Here is a 20819-nt window from a genome sequence, read left to right on the forward strand (position 1 = left end):
CGGAAGAACGGAGGCTTCATGTCGCAGTCGCTGCGCGAGCACCACAACAACACCGATACGGCCAGGCGGGTATTCGACCAGCCGCGGGCCGAGGCCGCGGTCCGCGAGCTGTTGATCGCCATCGGTGAGGACCCTGATCGTCAGGGGCTGCTCGACACGCCGGCCCGCGTAGCGCGTGCGTACAAGGAGCTGATGGCCGGGCTGTACACCGACCCGGATGCGGTGCTCAACACCACCTTCGATGAAGAGCACGACGAGCTCGTGCTGGTCAAAGAGATCCCGATGTACTCCACCTGCGAGCACCACCTGGTGTCGTTCCACGGCGTCGCCCATGTGGGATACATCCCGGGGGTCGACGGCCGGGTGACCGGGTTGTCGAAGATCGCCCGCCTGGTGGACCTGTACTCGAAGCGCCCACAGGTTCAGGAACGCCTGACCGCCCAGATCGCCGATGCGCTCATGCGCAAGCTCGATCCGCGCGGGGCCATCGTGGTGATCGAGGCCGAGCACCTCTGCATGGCCATGCGCGGGGTCCGTAAACCCGGTGCCGTCACCACCACCTCGGCGGTCCGCGGGCAGTTCAAGACCGACAAGGCATCCCGGGCCGAGGCGCTGGAACTTATCCTGCGGAAGTGAACGCCACCCCTGTGCAGGTCATGGGAGTTGTGAACGTCACCGACGATTCCTTCTCCGACGGCGGCAGGTTCATCGACCGCGACCGCGCCGTCGAACACGGGCTGGCGCTCGCCGCGGCGGGGGCCGCGATCGTCGACGTGGGCGGGGAGTCGACGCGCCCCGGGGCGGTGCGCATCGCACCTGCGGTAGAGGCGGCCCGCGTCGCCCCGGTGATCGAAGCGCTTGCCTCCCAAGGCATCACGGTCAGCATCGACACCATGCATGCCGATGTGGCGAAGGTGGCCCTGGACAGCGGGGCGCAGATCGTCAACGACGTGTCCGGCGGCCTCGCCGATCCGAACATGGCGCCCCTGTTGGCCGACGCGAAAGTGCCGTGGATCTTGATGCACTGGCGGTCGGTCAGCGCAGAGCGCCCACATCGCGCGCCCGGTTACGGCGATGTGGTGGCCGAGGTCCGGTCCGAACTCATGGCCGCCGTAGACGCCGCGGTCGCGGCGGGCGTTGCCCCGGAGCGGTTGATCATCGACCCGGGCCTGGGATTCGCCAAGACCGCCCAGGACAACTGGGCCCTGCTGCATGCCCTGCCCGAGTTCGTCGCCACCGGCATCCCGGTGTTGGTGGGCGCATCCCGCAAGCGATTCCTCGGTGCGCTGCTGGCCGGGGCGGACGGGACGCCACGGCCGCCGGACGGCCGGGAGACCGCGACCGCCGCGATCTCGATGCTGGCCGCCCAGCACGGGGCCTGGGGAGTTCGGGTGCACGACGTGGTGGCCTCCGTCGACGCGCTCGCCGTACTGAAAGCCTGGGAGTCTGGAGGTCGGATTGGCTGATCGAATTGAGTTGCGCGGCTTGCGAGTTCGTGGCAATCACGGCGTCTTCGACCACGAGCGCCGGGACGGCCAGGAGTTCGTCATCGACATCACGGCGTGGGTGGACCTGCGCCGGGCCGCGGCCAGCGACGATTTGGCCGACACCCTCGATTACGGCGCGCTGGCACAGCGCGCCGCCGATATCGTCGCGGGGCCGCCACGCAATTTGATCGAGACCGTCTCGGCCGAGATCGCCGAGGCCATCATGGTCGACGAGCGCCTGCACGCCGTCGAGGTCGTCGTGCACAAACCCAGCGCCCCGATCCCGCTGACCTTCGACGACGTCGCGGTGGTGGCCCGGCGGTCGAGACGGGGGAACTCCGCGTGACCTCTACCGTCTTGTCGATCGGGTCGAACATCGGCGACCGGCTGGCCCGGCTGCAGTCGGTGGTGGACGGTCTCGGCACCGCGGTGCGCGCGGTGTCCCCGGTTTTCGAGACCGACGCCTGGGGCGGGGTCGAGCAGAGCCCGTTCCTGAACGCGGTGCTGATCGCCGACGATCCGGACCTGGACTGTCACGGTTGGCTGCGCCGCGGCCAGCGACTCGAGCAGGAGGCCGACCGGGTCCGGGAGCAGAAATGGGGCCCGCGCACCCTCGATGTCGACCTGGTCACCTGCCATGACGGTGACACCGAGGTGTGCTCCCGCGACGAGGACCTGACGTTGCCGCATCCGCTGGCTCACCTTCGCGCATTCGTCCTGATCCCGTGGCTCGCGGTGGATCCCGACGCGACCCTGACGGTGGTCGGCCGAAGCCGGCGGGTAGCCCACTTGCTGGAGGAGATCGACCCGGTCGAACGGGCCGGCGTGCGACGCACCGATCTGGTCCTGAACTTCGGCGCGGAACCGGTGACAGGCTGATGGGTCCGACCCGCAAACGCGACCTGGCCGGGGCGGTCGTCGTCGTCGCCATCGTCGGCTATGTGCTGATCGGGGTGCTCTACCGGTGGTTCCCGCCGCTGACGGTCTGGACCGGTCTCTCGCTGCTAGCGGTCGCGCTTGCCGAGGCGGGCTGGGCGTTCTACGTGCGCGCCAAGATCAACGACGGGCAGATCGGGGTCGGCACGGGCCGCCTGCACCCGCTGACGGTGGCCCGGTCGGTGGTGATCGCCAAGGCCTCTGCCTGGGTCGGCGCCATCGTCGCGGGCTGGTGGATCGGGGTACTGGTGTACCTGCTGCCGCGGCGGGGCGAACTGCGGGTGGCCGGTGAAGACACCCCCGGTGTGGCCGTGGCGGCCGTCAGCGCGCTGGCGTTGGCGGCAGCGGCGGTGTGGCTGCAGCATTGCTGCAAGTCGCCCGAGGAACCGCCGGACAACGGGGACACGGCGCCGCAGTGACCGATCAGCTGAGGTAGTTGGCCGAATCGCCGCACTGGTCACCGGGCTAGATGAGCTGTGACGGGTACAGTCGGCGCATGACCGTTCTGCCCCGCGGTGGTCGGCCACGGCGCGGCGGCCGAAGGCCGGGCTGGCTCCTCTTAACGGTATTGCTGGTGCTCGCGATTCTGGCCAGCTCCGCATTGGTGTTCACCGATCGTGTCGAGTTGCTGAAGCTCGCCGTCATCCTGGCTCTGTGGGCTGCCGTGGTGGCGGCCTTCGTCTCCGTCATCTACCGGCGCCAGAGTGACCTGGACCAGGCCAAGGCCCGGGATCTGAAGTTCGTCTACGACCTGCAGCTGGATCGCGAGATCTCGGCGCGGCGGGAGTACGAGCTGACCGTCGAGACCCAGCTGCGCCGGGAACTGGCCTCCGAGCTGCGCGCCCAGGCCGCCGACGAGGTGGCCGCATTGCGCTCGGAACTTGCCGCACTACGGGCAAACCTGGAGATCCTGTTCGACACCGACCTGGTGCACCGTCCCGCCATCGAGACCGACAAGAGCGCGCCGCGTACCGCGGGCCGGGTCACCGCAAGCCGGCTCGACGTGCCGCCGGTCGAGGTCACCGACATCCGGTCGTCGCGGACCGAGGAAAGCCCGATCATCGACGTTCCGGCCGAGCCGCACCCGCCGGAGAACGACTGGGCCACCTCGGGTGGGGCCCATCGCCTGCCGTCGCGTCCGGTACCCGCCGGTGAACAGCCGCGTCGCCGCAGGCGTCAGCAGGACCCGCCGCGCCAGCCGGAGACTCCGCGTCAGCCGGAGCCCAAGCCCGCTCCGCGGCCGGAGCCGCAGCCCGTGTCCCGGCCGGAGCCGGCGCCTCGGCCTGAGCCCCGCCCAGAGCCTCGGCCGGAACCGCGACCCCGGCCCGAGGAACCGGCCGCGAGCAGGCCACCCGAGCCGCCGTCCACCTGGGCGCCGCCCCCGCCGCCACCGGCCATGCCGCCGATGCAGCCGTCGCCGACCATCGAAGCCACCGAGCCCGAGTCTGCGAGCGCGCCGGCTGCCGAGCCCGTTGCCGAGCCTGCTGCCGCGGGGTGGCAACCGGCCCCCGCCGAGGGCCAGTGGATTCCCGCCGGCGCCCCCGGCAGCAATTGGTCCGCGCCGGTGACACCCCAGAACGGCGCCGCCACCGAGTACGTCGGCAGGCGCCGCGCCCCGGAAACGCCGCCCGCGGCTACCGAACCGGCCCCCGAGCCCACCCCGGCTCCTGAGCCCACCCCGGCTCCGGCGATGTCGACCGGCCAGGCTGCTGAGCCACCCCGAGGACGTCACTCCGCGGCAGCCGATCCGGGCCGTCCGGCAGCCGCCCAGGCGTCTCCGGCCCTGGCCACCGAATCCTCCCAACCGCCCGAGCCGCCCCGGCGCGCGTCACGGCACCGCAGCGATGCCGAGCCCGAGCCGCAGAACGGTCATCACGCCGACGGGCAGTCGGTGAACGAGCTGCTGGCACGGTTCCAGTCCACCCCGGCTGAAGGCGGGCGTCGCAGGCGTCGCGAAGAGTGAGCTAGTCTCGTGACGACCGTCCGGTACCCGCAACGCGGGACTGGAACGACTGAAACCTATTCAACCTGTGAGGTCGTCTGCGATGGAGCAGCCCCCTGCAAACGGGTGGTCCCCTCCTGAGGGATTGCGTCCTGCCAGGCTCAGCGTCGGCATCATCTCGGCGGGCCGGGTGGGCACGGCGCTCGGCTATGCCCTGGAACGGGTTGAGCATGTGGTGGTGGCGTGCAGCGCGATCTCCGAGACCTCGCGGCTGCGGGCCCGGCGTCGGCTGCCCGAGACCTCGATCCTGCCCGTCCCCGACGTGGCGCAGCGGGCTGAACTGCTGCTCTTGACGGTTCCCGACGCCGAGTTGCCGTCGCTGGTGTCCGGCCTGGCCGCCACCGGTGTGGTGCGACCCGGCACCATCGTGGTGCACACTTCCGGAGCCAACGGGGTGGCGGTGCTGGCGCCGCTGACCGAGCTGGGCTGCATCCCGCTGGCCATTCACCCCGCGATGACGTTCACCGGCTCCGACGAGGACATCACCAGGCTGCCCGACGCGTGTTTCGGCGTCACCGCGGCCGACGAGGTGGGGTACGCGATCGGGCAGTCGCTCGTTCTGGAGATCGGCGGTGAGCCGTTCCGGGTCCCCGAGCACGCCCGGACGCAGTATCACGCAGCGCTGGCCCACGCCAGCAACCATCTGGTCACACTCGTGCTCGACGCCGTGGACACGCTGCGGGCCTCCTTGCGAGGCCAGGAACTGCTCGGCCAGGAGCTCGTCGGCGATGCACCCGGCGGTCTGCCGGAACGGGTTGTGGGTCCGCTGGCCCGCGCCGCGTTGGAGAACGCGCTGCAGCGCGGTCAGGCCGCGTTGACCGGACCGGTCGCGCGCGGTGACGCAGCGGCGGTGGCCGCACATCTGAATGCCCTGCGCATGTTGGATTCGCAAGTGGCCCAGGCATATCAGGCCGACTCCCTGCGCACCGCTCAACGTGCCCACGCACCGATGGAGGTCTTCGCGGTGCTCTCAGACACAGGCCCGGAAACCAGCACCGAAACGAGTCGAGGATGACGCCGAACAACCTTCCCAAGTTCGTCGCAGGCGAACTGAACGTCTACACGGCGCCGGCCGATGTCGCAGCGGTCACCCGGGCGCTGCGGGCCAGCGGCCGCCGGGTCACCCTCGTGCCCACCATGGGCGCGCTGCACGAGGGGCACCTGACGCTGATCCGTGCAGCCAAGCGGGTTCCCGGCGCGGTGGTGGTGGTGTCGATATTCGTCAACCCCTTGCAGTTCGGAGCGGGGGAGGACCTCGACGCCTACCCGCGCACCCTCGACGAGGATCTCGCCGCGCTGCGCGCCGAAGGGGTCGAGATCGCGTTCACCCCAACCGGTTCGGGAATGTATCCGGATGGTCCGCGCACCAGTGTGCAGCCGGGCCCGGTCGGCGGTGAGCTGGAAGGGGCGTCGCGCCCCGGCCATTTCGCCGGTGTCCTGACCGTCGTGCTCAAGCTGCTGCAGATCGTCCGCCCGGACCGGGCGTTCTTCGGCGAGAAGGACTATCAGCAACTGGCCTTGATCCGGCAGATGGTCGCCGACCTCAACATCGACGTACAGATCGTCGGAGTTCCCATCGTCCGCGAATCCGACGGCCTGGCGATGTCGTCGCGCAACCGCTACCTCGACGCCGACGAGCGCGAGCAGGCCGGAGCATTGTCGGCCGCCCTGCTGGCCGGCAAGTACGCCGCCGCGGGCGGGGCGTCGGCCGCAGTCGACGCGGCCCGTGCCGTGCTCGACGAGGTGCCCGCCATCGACGTCGACTACCTGGAAGTACGCGACCCGATGCTGGGCGCGGCGCCGAACGAAGGCCAGGCCAGGCTGCTGGTGGCGGCCCGGCTGGGCCGAACCCGGCTGCTGGACAACATTTCCGTCGACATCGGAGCGTCCGCCGGCATCGACGGGCACCCCCGCGTCGGCGACGGCGACAATCACGAACTGCCCTGGAGGAACTGATGCAGCGCACCATGCTCAAATCCAAGATTCACCGCGCCACGGTCACGCAGGCCGACCTGCACTACGTGGGCTCGGTGACCATCGACGCCGATCTGATGGAGGCCGCCGACCTGCTCGAAGGCGAGCAGGTGACGATCGTCGACATCGACAACGGTGCCCGGCTGGTGACCTATGCCATCACCGGCGAGCGTGGTACCGGGGTGATCGGAATCAACGGCGCCGCAGCGCATCTCATTCATCCCGGCGACCTGGTGATCCTGATCGCCTACGGGGTGATGGAAGACGCCGAGGCCCGCGCGTACCGCCCGCGGATCGTGTTCGTCGACTCCGACAACTTGCAGATCGACCTCGGTGCGCACAGCCACGACCCCGCGTACGTCCCGGCGGACGCATCCGAACTGATGTCGCCGCGCTGATGCTGCTCGCGATCGATGTCCGCAACACCCACACCATCGTCGGGCTGATCTCCGGTTCGGGGGACCACGCGAAGGTAGTGCAGCAGTGGCGGATCCGGACCGAAGCCGAGGTGACCGCCGACGAGCTGGCGCTCACCATCGACGGGCTGATCGGTGAGGACTCCGAGCGGCTCACCGGGGCTGCCGGACTGTCCACGGTGCCCTCGGTGCTGCACGAGGTGCGGTTGATGCTCGAGCAGTACTGGCCGGCGGTACCGCATGTGCTGATCGAGCCCGGCGTGCGGACCGGTATCCCGCTGCTGGTGGACAACCCGAAGGAAGTCGGCGCCGACCGGATCGTGAATTGCCTTGCCGCATATCACAAATACGGCACCGCGGCGATCATCGTCGACTTCGGTTCGTCGATCTGTGTGGACGTGGTGTCGGCCAAGGGCGAGTTCCTGGGCGGGGCCATCGCCCCCGGTGTACAGGTCTCCTCCGACGCCGCGGCGGCCCGCTCGGCCGCTCTGCGCCGCGTCGAGCTGACCCGTCCGCGCTCGGTGATCGGCAAGAACACCGTGGAATGCATGCAGGCCGGTGCGGTATTCGGCTTCGCCGGACTGGTCGACGGACTGGTCAGCCGGATCCGCGAAGACGTCGACGGGTTCTCCGGCAGTGATGTCGCGGTGGTGGCGACCGGTTACACCGCCCCGTTGGTGCTGCCTGATCTGCGGACGGTCGAGCACTACGACCGCCACCTCACGCTCGACGGGCTGCGCCTGGTGTTCGAACGCAACCGCGACAGTCAGCGAGGACGGCTCAAGCCGGCCAGGTGAGGCGGTGTGAGGTTGTGCACACCGGCCCCGCACGCCGATCCCGCCCGCACGCGGGTATGCCGTTGAGGCGCCGGTCCATTGGCTCGCGCTCGCGAAACGGTGGCCGGTCCGGCGTGCGATAGTCGGCCGGCGGGTTCATTTAAGCTGGCATTTTGTGAGCCCAGCCGATCGCGACGACGCGTCCCAGTCCCAGGCCGACCTTCCCGAACAGTTCCGGATTCGTCAGGCCAAGCGGGAGCGGCTGCTGGCAGAGGGCCGCGAGCCCTATCCGGTGACGGTGCCGCGCACCCATACGCTGGCCGAACTGCGAGCCGCTTATCCCGATCTGGCCGCTGACACCCAGACCGGTCAAACCGTCGGTGTCTCTGGGCGAGTGGTTTTCGCCCGCAACTCCGGCAAGTTGTGTTTCGCCACGCTGCAGGAGGGCGACGGCACGCAACTGCAGGCGATGATCAGCCTCGCCCAGGTGGGGCAGGAGTCGCTGGATGCCTGGAAGGCCGACGTCGACCTGGGCGACATCGTCTTCGTGCACGGTGAGGTGATCAGCTCCAAGCGCGGCGAGCTCTCGGTGCTCGCCGACTCCTGGCAGATGGCTGCCAAGGCGCTGCGGCCACTTCCGGTTGCTCACAAAGAAATGAGCGAAGAAACGCGGGTGCGTCAGCGGTACGTCGACCTCATCGTCCGGCCGGAGGCCCGCAACATCGCGCGGCAGCGGGTCGCGGTGGTGCGGGCAGTGCGATCGGCGTTGGAACGCCGCGGCTTCCTCGAGGTCGAGACGCCGATGCTGCAGACGCTGGCCGGCGGCGCGGCGGCACGACCGTTCATCACCCACTCCAATGCGCTCGATGTCGATCTGTACTTGAGGATTGCACCGGAACTGTTCCTCAAGCGATGCATCGTCGGCGGTTTCGACCGGGTATTCGAGCTGAATCGCAACTTTCGCAACGAAGGAGTCGATTCCACCCACTCTCCAGAATTCTCTATGCTGGAGACATATCAGGCTTACGGTGACTACAACGATTCCGCGGTGGTCACCCGCGAGCTTATTCAAGAGGTTGCCGACGAGGCCATCGGCACCCGTCAAGTGCCATTGCCTGATGGCACTATCTATGATCTCGACGGACAATGGGACACATTGGAAATGTATCCCTCACTGTCGCAAGCACTGGGTGAGGAGATCACCCCCGACACATCGGTTGAGTACTTGTGGCGTATTGCCGAAGGACTCGAGCTCGAGATTCCGCGTGACCGTGGCTACGGGCACGGAAAATTGGTCGAGGAACTCTGGGAGCACACGGTGGGGGAGAAGCTGTGGGCCCCCACGTTCGTGCGCGACTTCCCGGTGGAGACATCCCCGCTGACCCGGGCCCACCGCAGCATCCCCGGGGTCACCGAGAAATGGGATCTCTACGTGCGGCGTTTCGAACTCGCCACCGGATATTCCGAACTCGTCGACCCGGTAATCCAGCGTCAGCGATTCGAAGCCCAAGCGCGCGCCGCGGCCGCCGGTGATGACGAGGCAATGGTTCTCGACGACGATTTCCTGGCCGCATTGGAGTATGCGATGCCGCCCACAACGGGCACCGGAATGGGTATCGATCGCTTGTTGATGGCGTTGACGGGCTTGTCTATTCGGGAGACGGTTTTGTTCCCGATTGTTCGTCGGCACACTAACTGAGGCAGCACACACACCCGCTGCGACCGTCGCGTCTATTGGAAATATGTGCGTATTTGTGGCACATTAGGGCGCAGGTGCAGGATACTCAGGCGTAGTCACCAATGCGTATGCAGAAGGGTTCGGTGCGGGGTAATGGCGAAAAAAGTGACCGTCACGTTGGTCGACGATTTCGACGGTGAGGCCACCGCCGATGAGACGGTCGAATTCGGCCTCGACGGTGTCACCTACGAGATCGACCTTTCGTCCAAGAATGCCGCCAAACTCCGTAACGACCTGAAGCAGTGGGTGGAGGCCGGGCGCCGGGTCGGTGGCCGCCGGCGCGGACGTGCGGCCGGACCGGCCCGTGGCCGCGGCGCGATCGATCGTGAGCAGAGTGCGGCCATCCGCGAATGGGCCCGCCGCAACGGGCACAACGTGTCCACCCGGGGCCGGATCCCCGCCGACGTCATCGACGCGTTCCACGCCGCCACATAAACGACCGCAACTTGACCGACAGTTGCCAGCTCCGGACCGGTGAGAATTCCCGGTCCGGAGTTTTTCGCTAGCGGCGAACCGGTCAGGCCGCAAATTCGGAAACGATTCGCCGACCGGCGGCGTTGCTCATCTGCAGCACTAGATGTGGACAGCTCGTACCGGGTACCGCCCCGGCGGAACGGACCGCCAACCTCCGCGCCCGGGACAGCCGCCCATTAGAGTGGACGGTAGGTACTACGTGCGGGCTATGAGGAAAACCGACAGAACGCAGCCGTACGCGGGTACCGCTAGCGATGGAGAGCAGGTAACCACCGATGTTTGAGAGATTTACCGACCGTGCCCGCAGGGTCGTCGTCCTGGCGCAAGAAGAAGCCCGGATGCTCAACCACAACTACATCGGGACCGAGCACATCCTGTTGGGTCTTATTCACGAGGGCGAGGGCGTAGCCGCCAAGTCGCTGGAGTCGTTGGGCATCTCGCTGGAAGGCGTGCGCAGCCAGGTCGAGGAGATCATCGGCCAGGGCCAGCAGGCTCCGTCCGGGCACATCCCGTTCACGCCGCGAGCCAAGAAGGTGCTGGAGCTGTCTCTGCGTGAGGCGCTGCAGCTCGGCCACAACTACATCGGCACCGAGCACATTCTGCTCGGCCTGATCCGTGAGGGCGAAGGCGTCGCGGCCCAGGTGCTGGTCAAGCTCGGCGCCGAGCTGACCCGCGTGCGTCAGCAGGTGATCCAGCTGCTGAGCGGCTACCAGGGCAAGGAAGCCGCCGAGGCCGGCACCGGTGGCCGTGGAGGCGAGTCGGGCAACCCGTCGACGTCGCTGGTCCTCGACCAGTTCGGCCGTAACCTGACCGCCGCCGCCATGGAAGGCAAGCTCGATCCGGTCATCGGCCGTGAGAAGGAAATCGAGCGGGTCATGCAGGTGCTGAGCCGGCGCACCAAGAACAACCCGGTGCTGATCGGCGAGCCCGGCGTCGGCAAGACCGCCGTCGTCGAGGGTCTGGCTCAGGCGATCGTCCACGGCGAGGTTCCCGAGACGCTCAAGGACAAGCAGCTCTACACCCTGGACCTCGGTTCTCTGGTGGCCGGCAGCCGCTACCGCGGTGATTTCGAGGAGCGCCTGAAGAAGGTGCTCAAGGAGATCAACACCCGCGGCGACATCATCCTGTTCATCGATGAGCTGCACACGCTCGTCGGTGCGGGTGCCGCCGAGGGCGCCATCGACGCGGCCAGCATCCTGAAGCCGAAGCTGGCTCGCGGCGAGCTGCAGACCATCGGTGCCACCACCCTCGACGAGTACCGCAAGTACATCGAGAAGGACGCCGCCCTGGAGCGCCGGTTCCAGCCGGTCCAGGTCGGTGAGCCGACCGTCGAGCACACCATCGAGATCCTCAAGGGTCTGCGGGACCGCTACGAGGCGCACCACCGCGTCTCGATCACCGACGGTGCGCTGGTGGCCGCGGCGACGCTGGCCGACCGCTACATCAACGACCGGTTCCTGCCGGACAAGGCGATCGACCTGATCGACGAGGCCGGTGCCCGGATGCGGATCCGCCGGATGACCGCTCCGCCAGACCTGCGCGAGTTCGACGAGAAGATCGCCGACGCGCGCCGGGAGAAGGAGTCCGCGATCGACGCGCAGGACTTCGAGAAGGCCGCAAGCCTGCGGGACCGCGAGAAGCAGCTGGTCGCCCAGCGCTCCGAGCGGGAGAAGCAGTGGCGTTCGGGTGATCTCGACGTCGTGGCCGAGGTCGACGACGAGCAGATCGCCGAGGTGCTCGGCAACTGGACCGGTATCCCGGTGTTCAAGCTCACCGAGGCGGAGACCACGCGTCTGCTGCGCATGGAAGAGGAGCTGCACAAGCGGATCATCGGCCAGGAGGATGCCGTCAAGGCCGTTTCCAAGGCCATCCGCCGCACTCGTGCCGGCCTGAAGGATCCGAAGCGCCCGTCCGGCTCGTTCATCTTCGCCGGCCCGTCCGGTGTCGGTAAGACCGAGCTGTCCAAGGCGCTGGCCAACTTCCTGTTCGGCGACGACGACGCGCTCATCCAGATCGACATGGGCGAGTTCCACGACCGCTTCACCGCGTCGCGGCTGTTCGGTGCCCCTCCGGGGTACGTCGGCTACGAAGAGGGCGGCCAGCTCACCGAGAAGGTGCGCCGCAAGCCGTTCTCGGTCGTGCTGTTCGACGAGATCGAGAAGGCCCACCAGGAGATCTACAACAGCCTGTTGCAGGTCCTGGAGGACGGTCGCCTCACCGACGGCCAGGGCCGCACGGTCGACTTCAAGAACACGGTGTTGATCTTCACCTCGAACCTGGGGACTTCCGATATCAGCAAGGCTGTCGGGCTCGGTTTCTCCCAGGGCGGCGGGGAGAACAACTACGAGCGGATGAAGCAGAAGGTCAACGACGAGCTCAAGAAGCACTTCCGGCCTGAGTTCCTCAACCGCATCGATGACATCATCGTGTTCCACCAGCTGACACAGGACGAGATCATCCAGATGGTCGACCTGATGATCAGCCGGGTCGGCAACCAGCTGAAGGCCAAGGACATGGAGATGCAGCTGACCGACAAGGCCAAGGCCCTGTTGGCCAAGCGCGGCTTCGATCCGGTGCTCGGTGCCCGCCCGCTGCGGCGCACCATCCAGCGCGAGATCGAGGACCAGCTGTCCGAGAAGATCCTCTTCGAGGAGCTCGGCCCCGGTCAGTTGGTCACGGTCGACGTCGAGGGCTGGGACGGCGAAGGCGCCGGCGAGGACGCGAAGTTCACGTTCTCGGGCGCGCCCAAGGCGGCCGGCTCCGACGGTACGGATCTGGCCAAGGCTGCAGCCACCGCGGAATAACTGCACACGAGAAACGCCCCCGCCATCGGCGGGGGCGTTTTTCATACCTGCCGATGGGCAGATCGCCTGCGCTCGTGGTTACGATGCTGATGTAATCGACAGGCAAAGGAATCTGGTGAGAGTCCAGAACGGCCGCGCCACTGTTAACAGTCAGACCCTTACCTGTCACGACACGGACTGGGACGCGAATTCCCGGAAAGGACCACTCGAATGGCTTCCACTGATGCGCGCGTGAGTCACGCTCGGCCGATCGACCTGTCGGCGACCAAGGCCGTGCTCTGGCTGACCCTGACGGCGTTCGTGGCGCTGCTGGCCCTCTACTTCGTCGGGATGGACCAGGGCGCGACCTCGGTGTTCGGCAACAACACGTATGTGCACGAGTTCGTGCACGACGCCCGCCACCTGCTCGGTTTCCCCTGCCACTGACGCGCGGGCAAGACAACCGGGTCAATGGAAAGACAACTCATCGGGCGCGGCATCCTGGCCGGCGCCCTGGCGGGCGTGCTCGCCTTCCTCTGGGCGAAGCTGTTGATCGAACCGATCATCGGTCGGGCTATCGACTTCGAGAACGGCGCGGCACATGAGGCCGTCGAACACACCCACGGTGCGGGCGGGCATTCCCACGGCGGCGAAGGCGCCGAGGTGTTCACCCGCGGCGTGCAATCCAACATCGGAATGGGTCTCGGTGTCCTGATTTTCAGCGTCGCCATGGGCGCACTGCTGGCCGTCGTGTTCTGCGCGGTGTACGGCCGGGCCAACCTGTCCGCTCGGGCGGTGGCGGCGCTGACCGCCGGTGGCATGCTCGTCTCGCTGTGGATCGTCCCGGCACTGAAGTACCCGCCGAACCCGCCCGCGGTCAGCCTGGAGGAGACCATCCAGCAGCGCACCCTGCTGTACCTGCTGTTGGTGGTGCTCTCTGCCGGACTGTTCGTCGGGTCGGTGCTACTGGTGCGCCGGCTGATGCCGAAGCTGGGCGTCTGGAACGCCAGTCTGGCCGGCATCGCGGACTATGTGGTGTCGATGGCCGTGGTGTTCCTGATCCTGCCGGGCATCCATGAGACGCCGTCGAGCTTCCCGGCCGACGATCTGTATCAGTTCCGGCTGTACTCGCTGGGCACCCAGGTGGTGATCTGGGCGACGATCGGGCTGGTGTTCGGGGTGCTGGCCGCGAAGGTGCTCGAAGACAAACGAGCGTCCGTCGCAGCGTGAGTGAGGTCGTCCGGCTGACGTTGGTGTCACATGCCATGACCGACGCCACGGCGGCCGGACGGTTTCCCACCGACGAGCCCCTGAATGCCTTGGGCCACCGTCAGGCCGACGCTGCCGTCGAACTCGGTGTCATCGACGCCGCGTATTGCGGGCCGGAGAAACGGGCCCGCCAGACCGCGGAGTTACTGGGCCTGTCGGCGGCGGTCGAACCTCAACTCGCCGATCTGGACTGCGGGAGTTGGCGCGGCAGTGTGCTCGGTGGGCTGCCGCCGGCCGACCTGGCGGTCTGGCTGACCGATCCGGCCCGGGCGCCACACGGCGGTGAAACCGTGGTCGGTCTGGTCAATCGGGTGCGCGGCTGGATGGACAGCCTGGCCTCGACGCGGGGCAGGCTCGTTGCCGTCACCCACCCCGCCGTGGTCCGGGCGGCCATCATGGTGGTCCTGGATGCACCGCCGAAGTCCTTCTGGCGCATCGACATTGCGCCGATGAGCCGTACCGTCATGCATTTCCGCGGCCAGGCCTGGACGTTGCGCAGCAGCTAGGCCTGGCCTAGTGCCCCACCGGCGCCATGGCGAATGCCCGCTTGGCGATCTGCAGCAGCCAGCCCGCGGCGGTGGGGCTGCGGAACTTCGGCCAGTTCAGCTGGAAACTGAACACCCACGGCTGTCCGGTGTAGTCCACCGCGTACCAACTGAAGGTCAGGTCTCCGGGTAGGTTGCCGCCCTTGGCGCCGATGTATTTCCACTTCGCCGGGTCCGGGTCGATGCCGGGCAGCGCCGACAGGATGTCCTTGACGGGGGCGGCAGGGCCGACGGCGGAGGCCTGCAGCGCGGCGTGCACCCGGCAGATGTCGGCCGCGCTGGCGAACCACTCCAGGCCGTCGTTGGAGGCCGGGGTGTGGGTGCGGTACGGATCCGGTTCGTAGGGGCGGGAATTGGTCTGCTGCAGCAGCGCCACCCGGTCGGCGGGGGAGGCCGACTTCCATTGGTCGCGGAGGTTGGGTTGCCCCCAGCCGACGGAGAAGACCTCGTGCATGGTCGGGAACGGGGTCATGCTGGCCGGGTCGTGGTGGCCCGCGGTCACCAGTGCGCGTTCCACGGCTGCTGGGCCCACCCGGCCGATCAGCAGGTCGGTGGCCATGTTGTCGCTGGCCGAGATCATCTGCTGGGCGGCGGTCCGTACGGTGATCTCGGACCCGGGCGGAAGCTTGTCCAGGCCGGCTGACCCGAGCTTCTTGCCTTCCTTGGTGATCGTGAGGTGATCGTCCCAGCGTAGGGTTCCGGCCTTGATCGCATCCGAAACCGCAAGCAGCACATACAGTTTGAAGATCGAAGCCAGGGGTAGCGACAGCTCGGTGTTGGTGCCCGCGACCTGCTCGCACTTACCGCCCACCACCTTGGACACCCGGTAGGAGTAGCGGGCGCCCGACTTGGTCAGCTCGGTGTCGATATCGGACCAGGTCTCGATCTTCGGCGGTACCAGGGTGACGTCGAAGCGGTCGACGAGCCCGGCGTCGTTGGTCCTCAGTTCGATGTCCTGGGCCACGTTGTAGGACGTGAGCACATGCAGCGTGGCCTGCGCGGCGCCGATGTCCACCGAGGTGACCTTGAACGGGCGATCCCACCAGATGGAGTCCATCTTGGTGCCGACCAGATCGACCTTCTCGGGTGCGGCCAGGGTGCGCACACCGATCGGACCGATCGGCCAGTCGGAGTTGAGCATGTCCATGGTCTGCTTGGCCCGCAGACCCGGCGGGGTGATGGTGTCGATGTGCGCGCCGTAGGACACTTCCGCCGCGGGCGCGACGCTGGGCGAACAGCCACAAGCCAGGGCCGCGGCGACCGCTGTGATGGCCGTCAGGCCAACCGTGCGGTGCAGCGTCCGGCCGCGGCTACGCCTGGGCAGCGGGCCCTGCAACGTCCAGCACAACCTCGAACTCCAGCAGTGATGCGCCGGTCGCCACAGGCTTCGCCTGCTGACCCTTGTGTGCCTCGACTGCCGGGCCCGAAGCCCAGGCCTGGAAGGCCTCTTCGGTTTCCCACTGCGTCACCACGAAGTAGCGGTCTTCGCCCTTGACCGGGCGCAGCAACTGGAAGCCGAGGAAACCGGGCTGATTGTCGACGGCATGTGCACGGTGCGCGAACCGCTTCTCCAGTTCCGGGCCGGCGTTGGGCGGGACCTCGATGGCGTTGATCTTCACGACGGGCATGGTGTCCAGGTTACCGTGGCGGCCCGGCAAGATAACGGGATGGTCACAGATCTGCTCACCCACCGAGGGGGCCGCGGCGAGCCCATCGTCCTGGTGCACGGCCTGATGGGCCGTGGCAGCACCTGGTCACGTCAGCTGCCGTGGCTGGCGGACCTGGGGGCGGTGTACACCTATGACGCGCCGTGGCACCGCGGTCGCGAGGTGGCCGATCCGTATCCGATCAGCACGGAACGATTCGTGGCGGATCTCGGCGATGCCGTGGCCGGGCTCGAGAGGCCGGTGATACTGGTCGGCCATTCCATGGGCGCGTTGCATTCCTGGTGCCTGGCCGCGGCTCGCCCGGAATTGGTGCGGGCGGTGGTGGTGGAGGACATGGCCCCTGATTTCCGAGGTCGCACGACCGGGCCGTGGGAGCCGTGGGTGCATGCGCTTCCGGTCGAATTCGCTTCGGCGCAGGAGGTTTACGACGAGTTCGGGCCCGTCGCGGGCCAGTACTTCCTGGAGGCCTTCGACCGGACCGAGACCGGCTGGCGGTTGCACGGGTATCCGCAGTGGTGGCTGGACATCGCTGCCCAGTGGGGGACGCGGGACTACTGGCAGCAGTGGCGGGACGTGCGCGTGCCGACGCTGCTGATGGAGGCGGGTAATTCCGTCGCGCCGCCCGGGCAGATGCGCCGCATGGCCGAGATCGGGCACGACACAAGGTATTTGCACGTGCCGGGCGCGGGTCATCTGATCCACGACGACGCGCCTGAGGTGTACCGCGAAGCCGTGACCGGGTTTCTAACGGCGCTCACCTAGGGCGCCTGCGCTCGGCCAGGTGGGTTGGTGCTCGAACCGGCTGCGGATCGCGTCCAGGTCGTGGCCTGCGCGGTAGGTCTCATAGTCGGGTTGGTCGATGCCGAACAGATCGAGGCGGAACCGCAGGACATTGCCGCGCCGTGCCGCCCAGCCCACCGCCGTGGCGACCGCGAAAGGCGAGATCAGAATGATCAGAGCGAGTGCAACAGTCATGGCAGTAATTTTTGTCAGGTAAATATGCCGCCAACAGTGGCAGCGCTGACACTGTGGGATAAAATGCTGCCATGCTGAGGAGCGTCTCAACGCTGGTGCTAGACGGCCTGGCGGTGTTCGAGTTCGGGGTCATCTGTGAGGTTTTCGGGATCGACCGGGCCGCTGACGGGGTGCCGAACTTCGACTTCAAGGTGTGCGGACCTGAACCGGGCAAGCCGGTGCGGACGTCGGTGGGCGCGACGCTGACGCCCGAGCACGGCCTGGACGCCTTGCAGGGCGCCGACCTGGTGGCCATCCCCGCGATCGGCACGTCCGATTACCTGCCGGAGGCACTGGAGGCTGTCCGGGCCGCCGCTGACGCCGGCTCGACCATCCTGACCGTGTGCTCAGGCGCCTTCTTCGCCGGCGCCGCCGGTCTGTTGGACGGCCGGCCCTGCACCACGCATTGGATGCACGCCGATGCCCTGGCCCGCGCATATCCGACCGCCAAGGTGGACCGCAACGTCCTGTTCGTGGACGACGGCAACCTGATCACCAGTGCCGGCACGGCGGCGGGCATCGATGCGTGCCTGCACCTGGTGCGTCGCGAACTCGGCAGCGAGGTGACCAACAAGATCGCCCGGCGCATGGTGGTGCCCCCGCAGCGTGACGGCGGCCAACGCCAGTTCATCGACCAGCCGATCCCGGTGCGATGTTCGGAAGGCTTTGCCCCGCATCTGGACTGGATCATGAGCAATCTCGACAAGCCGCATACGGTCACCACGCTGGCCAGGCGGTCGGCGATGTCCACCCGAACCTTCGCCCGCCGGTTCGTCGAGGAGACCGGCACCACGCCCATGCAGTGGATCACCGATCAGCGGGTGCTGTACGCCCGCCGGCTGCTAGAGGAATCCGACCTGGACATCGACCGGATCGCCGGCCAGGCCGGGTTCGGCACCGCGACGCTGCTGCGTCACCACTTCCGCCGCGTGATCGGAGTGACGCCGTCGGACTACCGGCGCCGATTCGCATGTGGCGCAGCCGAGGAGGCGGTCACGGCGTGACGGTTCAGCCGTCGGGCTGGCAGGCCACGTTGACGTAGACGGTGGTGTGTTTCGACGGATCGATCCGGTGGCCGCTCTCGTCGATGTTGGAGTCGGCCAGCCCGTGCACTCCGGTGACCCGGCAATTCGACAGGGCGGTATTGGCATTGGAGTTGATCTGCACGTGATAGCCCCGGTTCTGCAAGTCCCGCACGGTGTCTGCGGCCGAGCCGCTGCCCGACGGTGCGGCATTGGCCGGCGCGGCCAGGCCCAGCCCGATGGCCATCGCAGTACACCCCAAGGTTGCTAAAAGTTTGCTTGACATGACTCCGTTCTATGTGCAAACGACCCGATCCGGGGCGCTGCGACGGGAATTCATGCCGATCTCATGTAATTTCGCCTTCACCGGCCAGTGCGAACCGGCCGTCGTTTGTTTGCTCGATCAGTCCGTCGACCAGTAGTGAGTCCAGCGCCCGATCCCGTTGCGCGGTATCGGTGAGCCAGACCACGTCCAGCTGCGCACGGGTGACCGGGGAGCTGCTGGCGCGCAGCACATCCAAGAGCCTGCCGCGGACCTGGCGATCGGTCCCGGCGTACCGCTGAACCCGCTTGGCGATCGTGGCGGCCGGGTAACCCGCACTGCGCCAACGGCATCGGCTCAACGGGCAGCCGCCGCACATCGGTGCGCGGGCCGTGCACACCGTGGCGCCCAGCTCCATCAATGCCGCCGAAAACGTGGGCGCGGTGGCGTCGTCGGGCAGCAGCGCGGCCACAGCGTCGAGGTCGCGGGCCCGGGCGGGGGCGTCGGCCTGCCCGTGCAGCACCCTGGTGACCACCCGCCGCACGTTGGTGTCGACCACGGGAACGCTGGCCGAATATGCGAAGCAGGCCACCGCGCGGGCGGTGTAGGCGCCGATGCCGGGCAGGGTCAGCAGAGTTTCGACGTCCTCGGGCACCTCGTCGCCGTACTCGGTGGCAATCACCACCGCGCATTCGTGCAGGCGTTTGGCCCGGCGGGGATAACCCAGCTTTCCCCATGCCCGCAGCACCTCGGCCGCCCCGGCGGCCGCGGTGGCCGACGGTGTGGGCCAGCGCTCGATCCAGGCCGACCAGATCGGTTCGACCCGGGCTACCGGAGTTTGCTGCAGCATGAATTCACTGACCAGGATCTGCCACGCGCTCACGCCGGGACGCCGCCACGGCAGGTCCCGTTGGGCCTGTTCATACCAGCTCACGAGCTCGCCTGCGTCGATGCTCATCGGCGACTCATGCAAAATGGCTTACATGCCCAACTCGAACCCTGTGTCCGCATGGAAAGCACTCAAGGACGGTAACGCCCGCTTCGTGGCAGGCGAACCGCAGCATCCCAGCCAGGACATCGCCCGCCGCGCCAAGCTCGCGCACGGCCAGAAGCCGACGGCCGTCGTCTTCGGTTGTGGAGACAGCCGGGTGGCCGCCGAACTGCTGTTCGACCAGGGTCTCGGTGACATGTTCGTGGTCCGGACCGCCGGCCATGTGATCGACAACGCCGTGCTGGGCTCGATCGAGTACGCGGTGTCGATTCTGAACGTGCCGCTGATCGTGGTGCTCGGCCACGACAGCTGCGGCGCGGTCCAGGCCGCCATCAACGCCGTCGACGAGAGCCAGGTGCCCGGCGGCTACGTCCGCGACATCGTCGAGCGGGTGACCCCGTCGATCCTGATGGGACGGCATGCCGGGCTGACCCGGGTCGACGAGTTCGAGGCCTACCACGTCAAGGAGACGGTCAGCCAGCTGCAGATGCGCTCGTCCGCCATCGCCAACGGTCTGGCCGCGGGCACGCAGGCCATCGTCGGCGCCACCTACCATTTGTCCGACGGTCGCGTGGAGTTGCGCCACCATCTCGGCGACATCGGCGAAGCCTGAGAATTTCGCTGCGCCGCCGACACGCCGGGCCGCCTCGTACAACTGGGTATGACCTGGGCTTACCGTGAAAGCCGTGCTAGATCTCGAACCTCATGGGCCACTGCCCTCGCAGATTTACTGGCGGCGCCGTGCGCTGGCCATCGGAATCGCGGTAGTCGTCGTGGGGATCATCGCCGCGATCGTCGCGGTGATCATGTCCAGCGGTTCGGGATCAGAGACCAAGGCCGCCGACGAGACCGCTGCGGCCCAGGCCCCGCCCACACCGCTGCCGGGGGAGAACCCCGAGGTCAAGACACCGGTGGTGCCGCCGGCGCAGCACGCGCCGGCGCCGACGGCCACACCGACGGCCGCCGTCACGCCGCCGCCGCTGCTCAAAGAGGGCGACGACTGCCCGGATTCGACGCTGGCGGTGAAGGGCATCACCAGCCAGCCCGAGTACGTCGTCGGTGATCAGCCGAAGTTCACCATGGTCGTCACCAACATCGGTCTGGTGGCCTGCAAGCGGGACGTGGGCGCGGCGGTGCTGGCCGCCTACGTGTACTCGCTGGACAACAACCGGCTCTGGTCGAATCTGGACTGCGCACCGTCCAACGAGACGCTGGTGAAGACCTTCAACCCCGGTGAGCAGGTCACCACCGAGGTGACCTGGACCGGCATGGGCTCGGCACCGCAGTGCCCGATGCCGCGTCAGCCGATCGGACCCGGCACCTACAACCTGATGGTGCAACTGGGCAACCTGAGATCGGCGCCGGTGCCGTTCATCCTGGCTCAGGCCAATCCGCAGCAGCCCGCGCCGCCTCCCGCCGAGGGCGCGCCCGCGGCCGAGGTGCCCACGCCGGGCAACTGAGGC

At 67.7% G+C, this 20819-nt stretch carries 25 protein-coding genes; 20 read left to right on the top strand and 5 right to left on the bottom strand.

Going from position 1 to position 20819, the window contains the following annotated elements:
• The first annotated feature begins 18 nt into the window (after positions 1–18).
• From folE to K6L26_RS04965, 16 genes are all read left to right on the top strand, one after another.
• Entirely contained in the window at positions 19–636 is a 618-nt protein-coding gene (folE, locus tag K6L26_RS04890) for a GTP cyclohydrolase I FolE (protein ID WP_019346080.1), read from the top strand.
• Complete coding sequence (gene folP, locus K6L26_RS04895; protein WP_245008691.1) at positions 633–1466, top strand: dihydropteroate synthase; 834 nt, start codon at positions 633–635, stop codon at positions 1464–1466. The genes folE and folP overlap by 4 nt, the downstream gene beginning before the upstream one ends.
• A complete protein-coding gene (folB, locus tag K6L26_RS04900) occupies positions 1459–1833 on the top strand; it encodes a dihydroneopterin aldolase (protein WP_043371119.1) in 375 nt (124 codons plus the stop codon). Before folP ends, folB begins: the two co-directional genes overlap by 8 nt.
• Positions 1830–2366 carry a 2-amino-4-hydroxy-6-hydroxymethyldihydropteridine diphosphokinase gene (folK, locus tag K6L26_RS04905; RefSeq protein ID WP_019348911.1) on the top strand — a complete coding sequence of 179 codons (537 nt, stop codon included), beginning with the start codon at positions 1830–1832 and terminating at the stop codon, positions 2364–2366. Before folB ends, folK begins: the two co-directional genes overlap by 4 nt.
• Positions 2366–2842 carry a DUF3180 domain-containing protein gene (locus tag K6L26_RS04910; RefSeq protein ID WP_221852801.1) on the top strand — a complete coding sequence of 159 codons (477 nt, stop codon included), beginning with the start codon at positions 2366–2368 and terminating at the stop codon, positions 2840–2842. The genes folK and K6L26_RS04910 overlap by 1 nt, the downstream gene beginning before the upstream one ends.
• 77 nt (positions 2843–2919) lie before the next feature.
• Positions 2920–4386, top strand: coding sequence for a DUF6779 domain-containing protein (locus tag K6L26_RS04915; protein WP_174552669.1), 1467 nt, complete (start codon positions 2920–2922; stop codon positions 4384–4386).
• A gap of 82 nt (positions 4387–4468) precedes the next feature.
• Positions 4469–5440: a Rossmann-like and DUF2520 domain-containing protein gene (locus K6L26_RS04920; protein WP_221852802.1), complete on the top strand. Its 972-nt coding sequence runs from the start codon at positions 4469–4471 to the stop codon at positions 5438–5440.
• On the top strand, positions 5437–6381 hold the full coding sequence (gene panC, locus K6L26_RS04925; protein ID WP_019347478.1) for a pantoate--beta-alanine ligase: 945 nt from the start codon (positions 5437–5439) through the stop codon (positions 6379–6381). Before K6L26_RS04920 ends, panC begins: the two co-directional genes overlap by 4 nt.
• Positions 6381–6797 (top strand): aspartate 1-decarboxylase, encoded by a 417-nt coding sequence (gene panD, locus K6L26_RS04930; RefSeq protein ID WP_019347479.1) that lies wholly within the window; start codon positions 6381–6383, stop codon positions 6795–6797. The genes panC and panD overlap by 1 nt, the downstream gene beginning before the upstream one ends.
• Complete coding sequence (locus K6L26_RS04935) at positions 6797–7612, top strand: type III pantothenate kinase (protein ID WP_019347480.1); 816 nt, start codon at positions 6797–6799, stop codon at positions 7610–7612. Before panD ends, K6L26_RS04935 begins: the two co-directional genes overlap by 1 nt.
• A gap of 154 nt (positions 7613–7766) precedes the next feature.
• A complete protein-coding gene (lysS, locus tag K6L26_RS04940) occupies positions 7767–9290 on the top strand; it encodes a lysine--tRNA ligase (RefSeq protein ID WP_064898630.1) in 1524 nt (507 codons plus the stop codon).
• Between the two features lie 132 nt (positions 9291–9422).
• Positions 9423–9764: a histone-like nucleoid-structuring protein Lsr2 gene (gene lsr2, locus K6L26_RS04945; protein ID WP_003882525.1), complete on the top strand. Its 342-nt coding sequence runs from the start codon at positions 9423–9425 to the stop codon at positions 9762–9764.
• A 314-nt stretch (positions 9765–10078) separates the two neighbouring features.
• On the top strand, positions 10079–12607 hold the full coding sequence (gene clpC1, locus K6L26_RS04950) for an ATP-dependent protease ATP-binding subunit ClpC (RefSeq protein ID WP_036391468.1): 2529 nt from the start codon (positions 10079–10081) through the stop codon (positions 12605–12607).
• Between the two features lie 210 nt (positions 12608–12817).
• Positions 12818–13033 (top strand): CbtB domain-containing protein, encoded by a 216-nt coding sequence (locus K6L26_RS04955; RefSeq protein ID WP_036391470.1) that lies wholly within the window; start codon positions 12818–12820, stop codon positions 13031–13033.
• Between the two features lie 24 nt (positions 13034–13057).
• Positions 13058–13816, top strand: a complete 759-nt coding sequence (locus K6L26_RS04960; RefSeq protein WP_221852803.1) for a CbtA family protein — start codon at positions 13058–13060, stop codon at positions 13814–13816.
• Positions 13813–14361 carry a histidine phosphatase family protein gene (locus K6L26_RS04965; protein ID WP_064898628.1) on the top strand — a complete coding sequence of 183 codons (549 nt, stop codon included), beginning with the start codon at positions 13813–13815 and terminating at the stop codon, positions 14359–14361. The genes K6L26_RS04960 and K6L26_RS04965 overlap by 4 nt, the downstream gene beginning before the upstream one ends.
• Positions 14362–14368: 7 nt before the next feature.
• Here K6L26_RS04965 and K6L26_RS04970 read toward each other — a convergent pair whose 3' ends face one another.
• Positions 14369–15736 (bottom strand): serine hydrolase, encoded by a 1368-nt coding sequence (locus tag K6L26_RS04970; RefSeq protein WP_181821326.1) that lies wholly within the window; start codon positions 15734–15736, stop codon positions 14369–14371.
• Positions 15711–16028, bottom strand: a complete 318-nt coding sequence (gene mhuD, locus K6L26_RS04975) for a mycobilin-forming heme oxygenase MhuD (RefSeq protein WP_036391477.1) — start codon at positions 16026–16028, stop codon at positions 15711–15713. The genes K6L26_RS04970 and mhuD overlap by 26 nt, the downstream gene beginning before the upstream one ends.
• A gap of 39 nt (positions 16029–16067) precedes the next feature.
• On the opposite strand from mhuD, the gene K6L26_RS04980 reads away from it, so the two are divergent.
• Positions 16068–16829: an alpha/beta fold hydrolase gene (locus K6L26_RS04980; RefSeq protein WP_064898626.1), complete on the top strand. Its 762-nt coding sequence runs from the start codon at positions 16068–16070 to the stop codon at positions 16827–16829.
• On the opposite strand, the gene K6L26_RS04985 is transcribed toward K6L26_RS04980, so the two are convergent.
• A complete protein-coding gene (locus K6L26_RS04985) occupies positions 16812–17042 on the bottom strand; it encodes a hypothetical protein (protein ID WP_019345407.1) in 231 nt (76 codons plus the stop codon). The two genes, K6L26_RS04980 and K6L26_RS04985, sit on opposite strands and share 18 nt — an antisense overlap.
• Positions 17043–17113: 71 nt before the next feature.
• Between K6L26_RS04985 and K6L26_RS04990 the strand changes: the two genes are divergently transcribed.
• Positions 17114–18085: a GlxA family transcriptional regulator gene (locus K6L26_RS04990; protein ID WP_019345408.1), complete on the top strand. Its 972-nt coding sequence runs from the start codon at positions 17114–17116 to the stop codon at positions 18083–18085.
• A 4-nt stretch (positions 18086–18089) separates the two neighbouring features.
• Here the strand turns inward: K6L26_RS04990 and K6L26_RS04995 are convergent, their stop codons facing one another.
• On the bottom strand, positions 18090–18350 hold the full coding sequence (locus K6L26_RS04995; RefSeq protein ID WP_019345409.1) for a hypothetical protein: 261 nt from the start codon (positions 18348–18350) through the stop codon (positions 18090–18092).
• 100 nt (positions 18351–18450) lie between these two features.
• On the bottom strand, positions 18451–19323 hold the full coding sequence (locus K6L26_RS05000) for an HhH-GPD family protein (protein ID WP_019345410.1): 873 nt from the start codon (positions 19321–19323) through the stop codon (positions 18451–18453).
• 25 nt (positions 19324–19348) lie between these two features.
• Here K6L26_RS05000 and K6L26_RS05005 point away from each other — a divergent pair, with 25 nt between their 5' ends.
• Both K6L26_RS05005 and K6L26_RS05010 read left to right on the top strand, forming a co-directional pair.
• Positions 19349–19969: a carbonic anhydrase gene (locus K6L26_RS05005; protein WP_019345411.1), complete on the top strand. Its 621-nt coding sequence runs from the start codon at positions 19349–19351 to the stop codon at positions 19967–19969.
• A 73-nt stretch (positions 19970–20042) separates the two neighbouring features.
• Positions 20043–20816 (top strand): hypothetical protein, encoded by a 774-nt coding sequence (locus tag K6L26_RS05010; protein WP_174551571.1) that lies wholly within the window; start codon positions 20043–20045, stop codon positions 20814–20816.
• Positions 20817–20819 lie beyond the last annotated feature (3 nt).

It is taken from the genome of Mycobacterium farcinogenes (assembly GCF_019739075.1).
Taxonomy (GTDB): domain Bacteria; phylum Actinomycetota; class Actinomycetes; order Mycobacteriales; family Mycobacteriaceae; genus Mycobacterium; species Mycobacterium senegalense.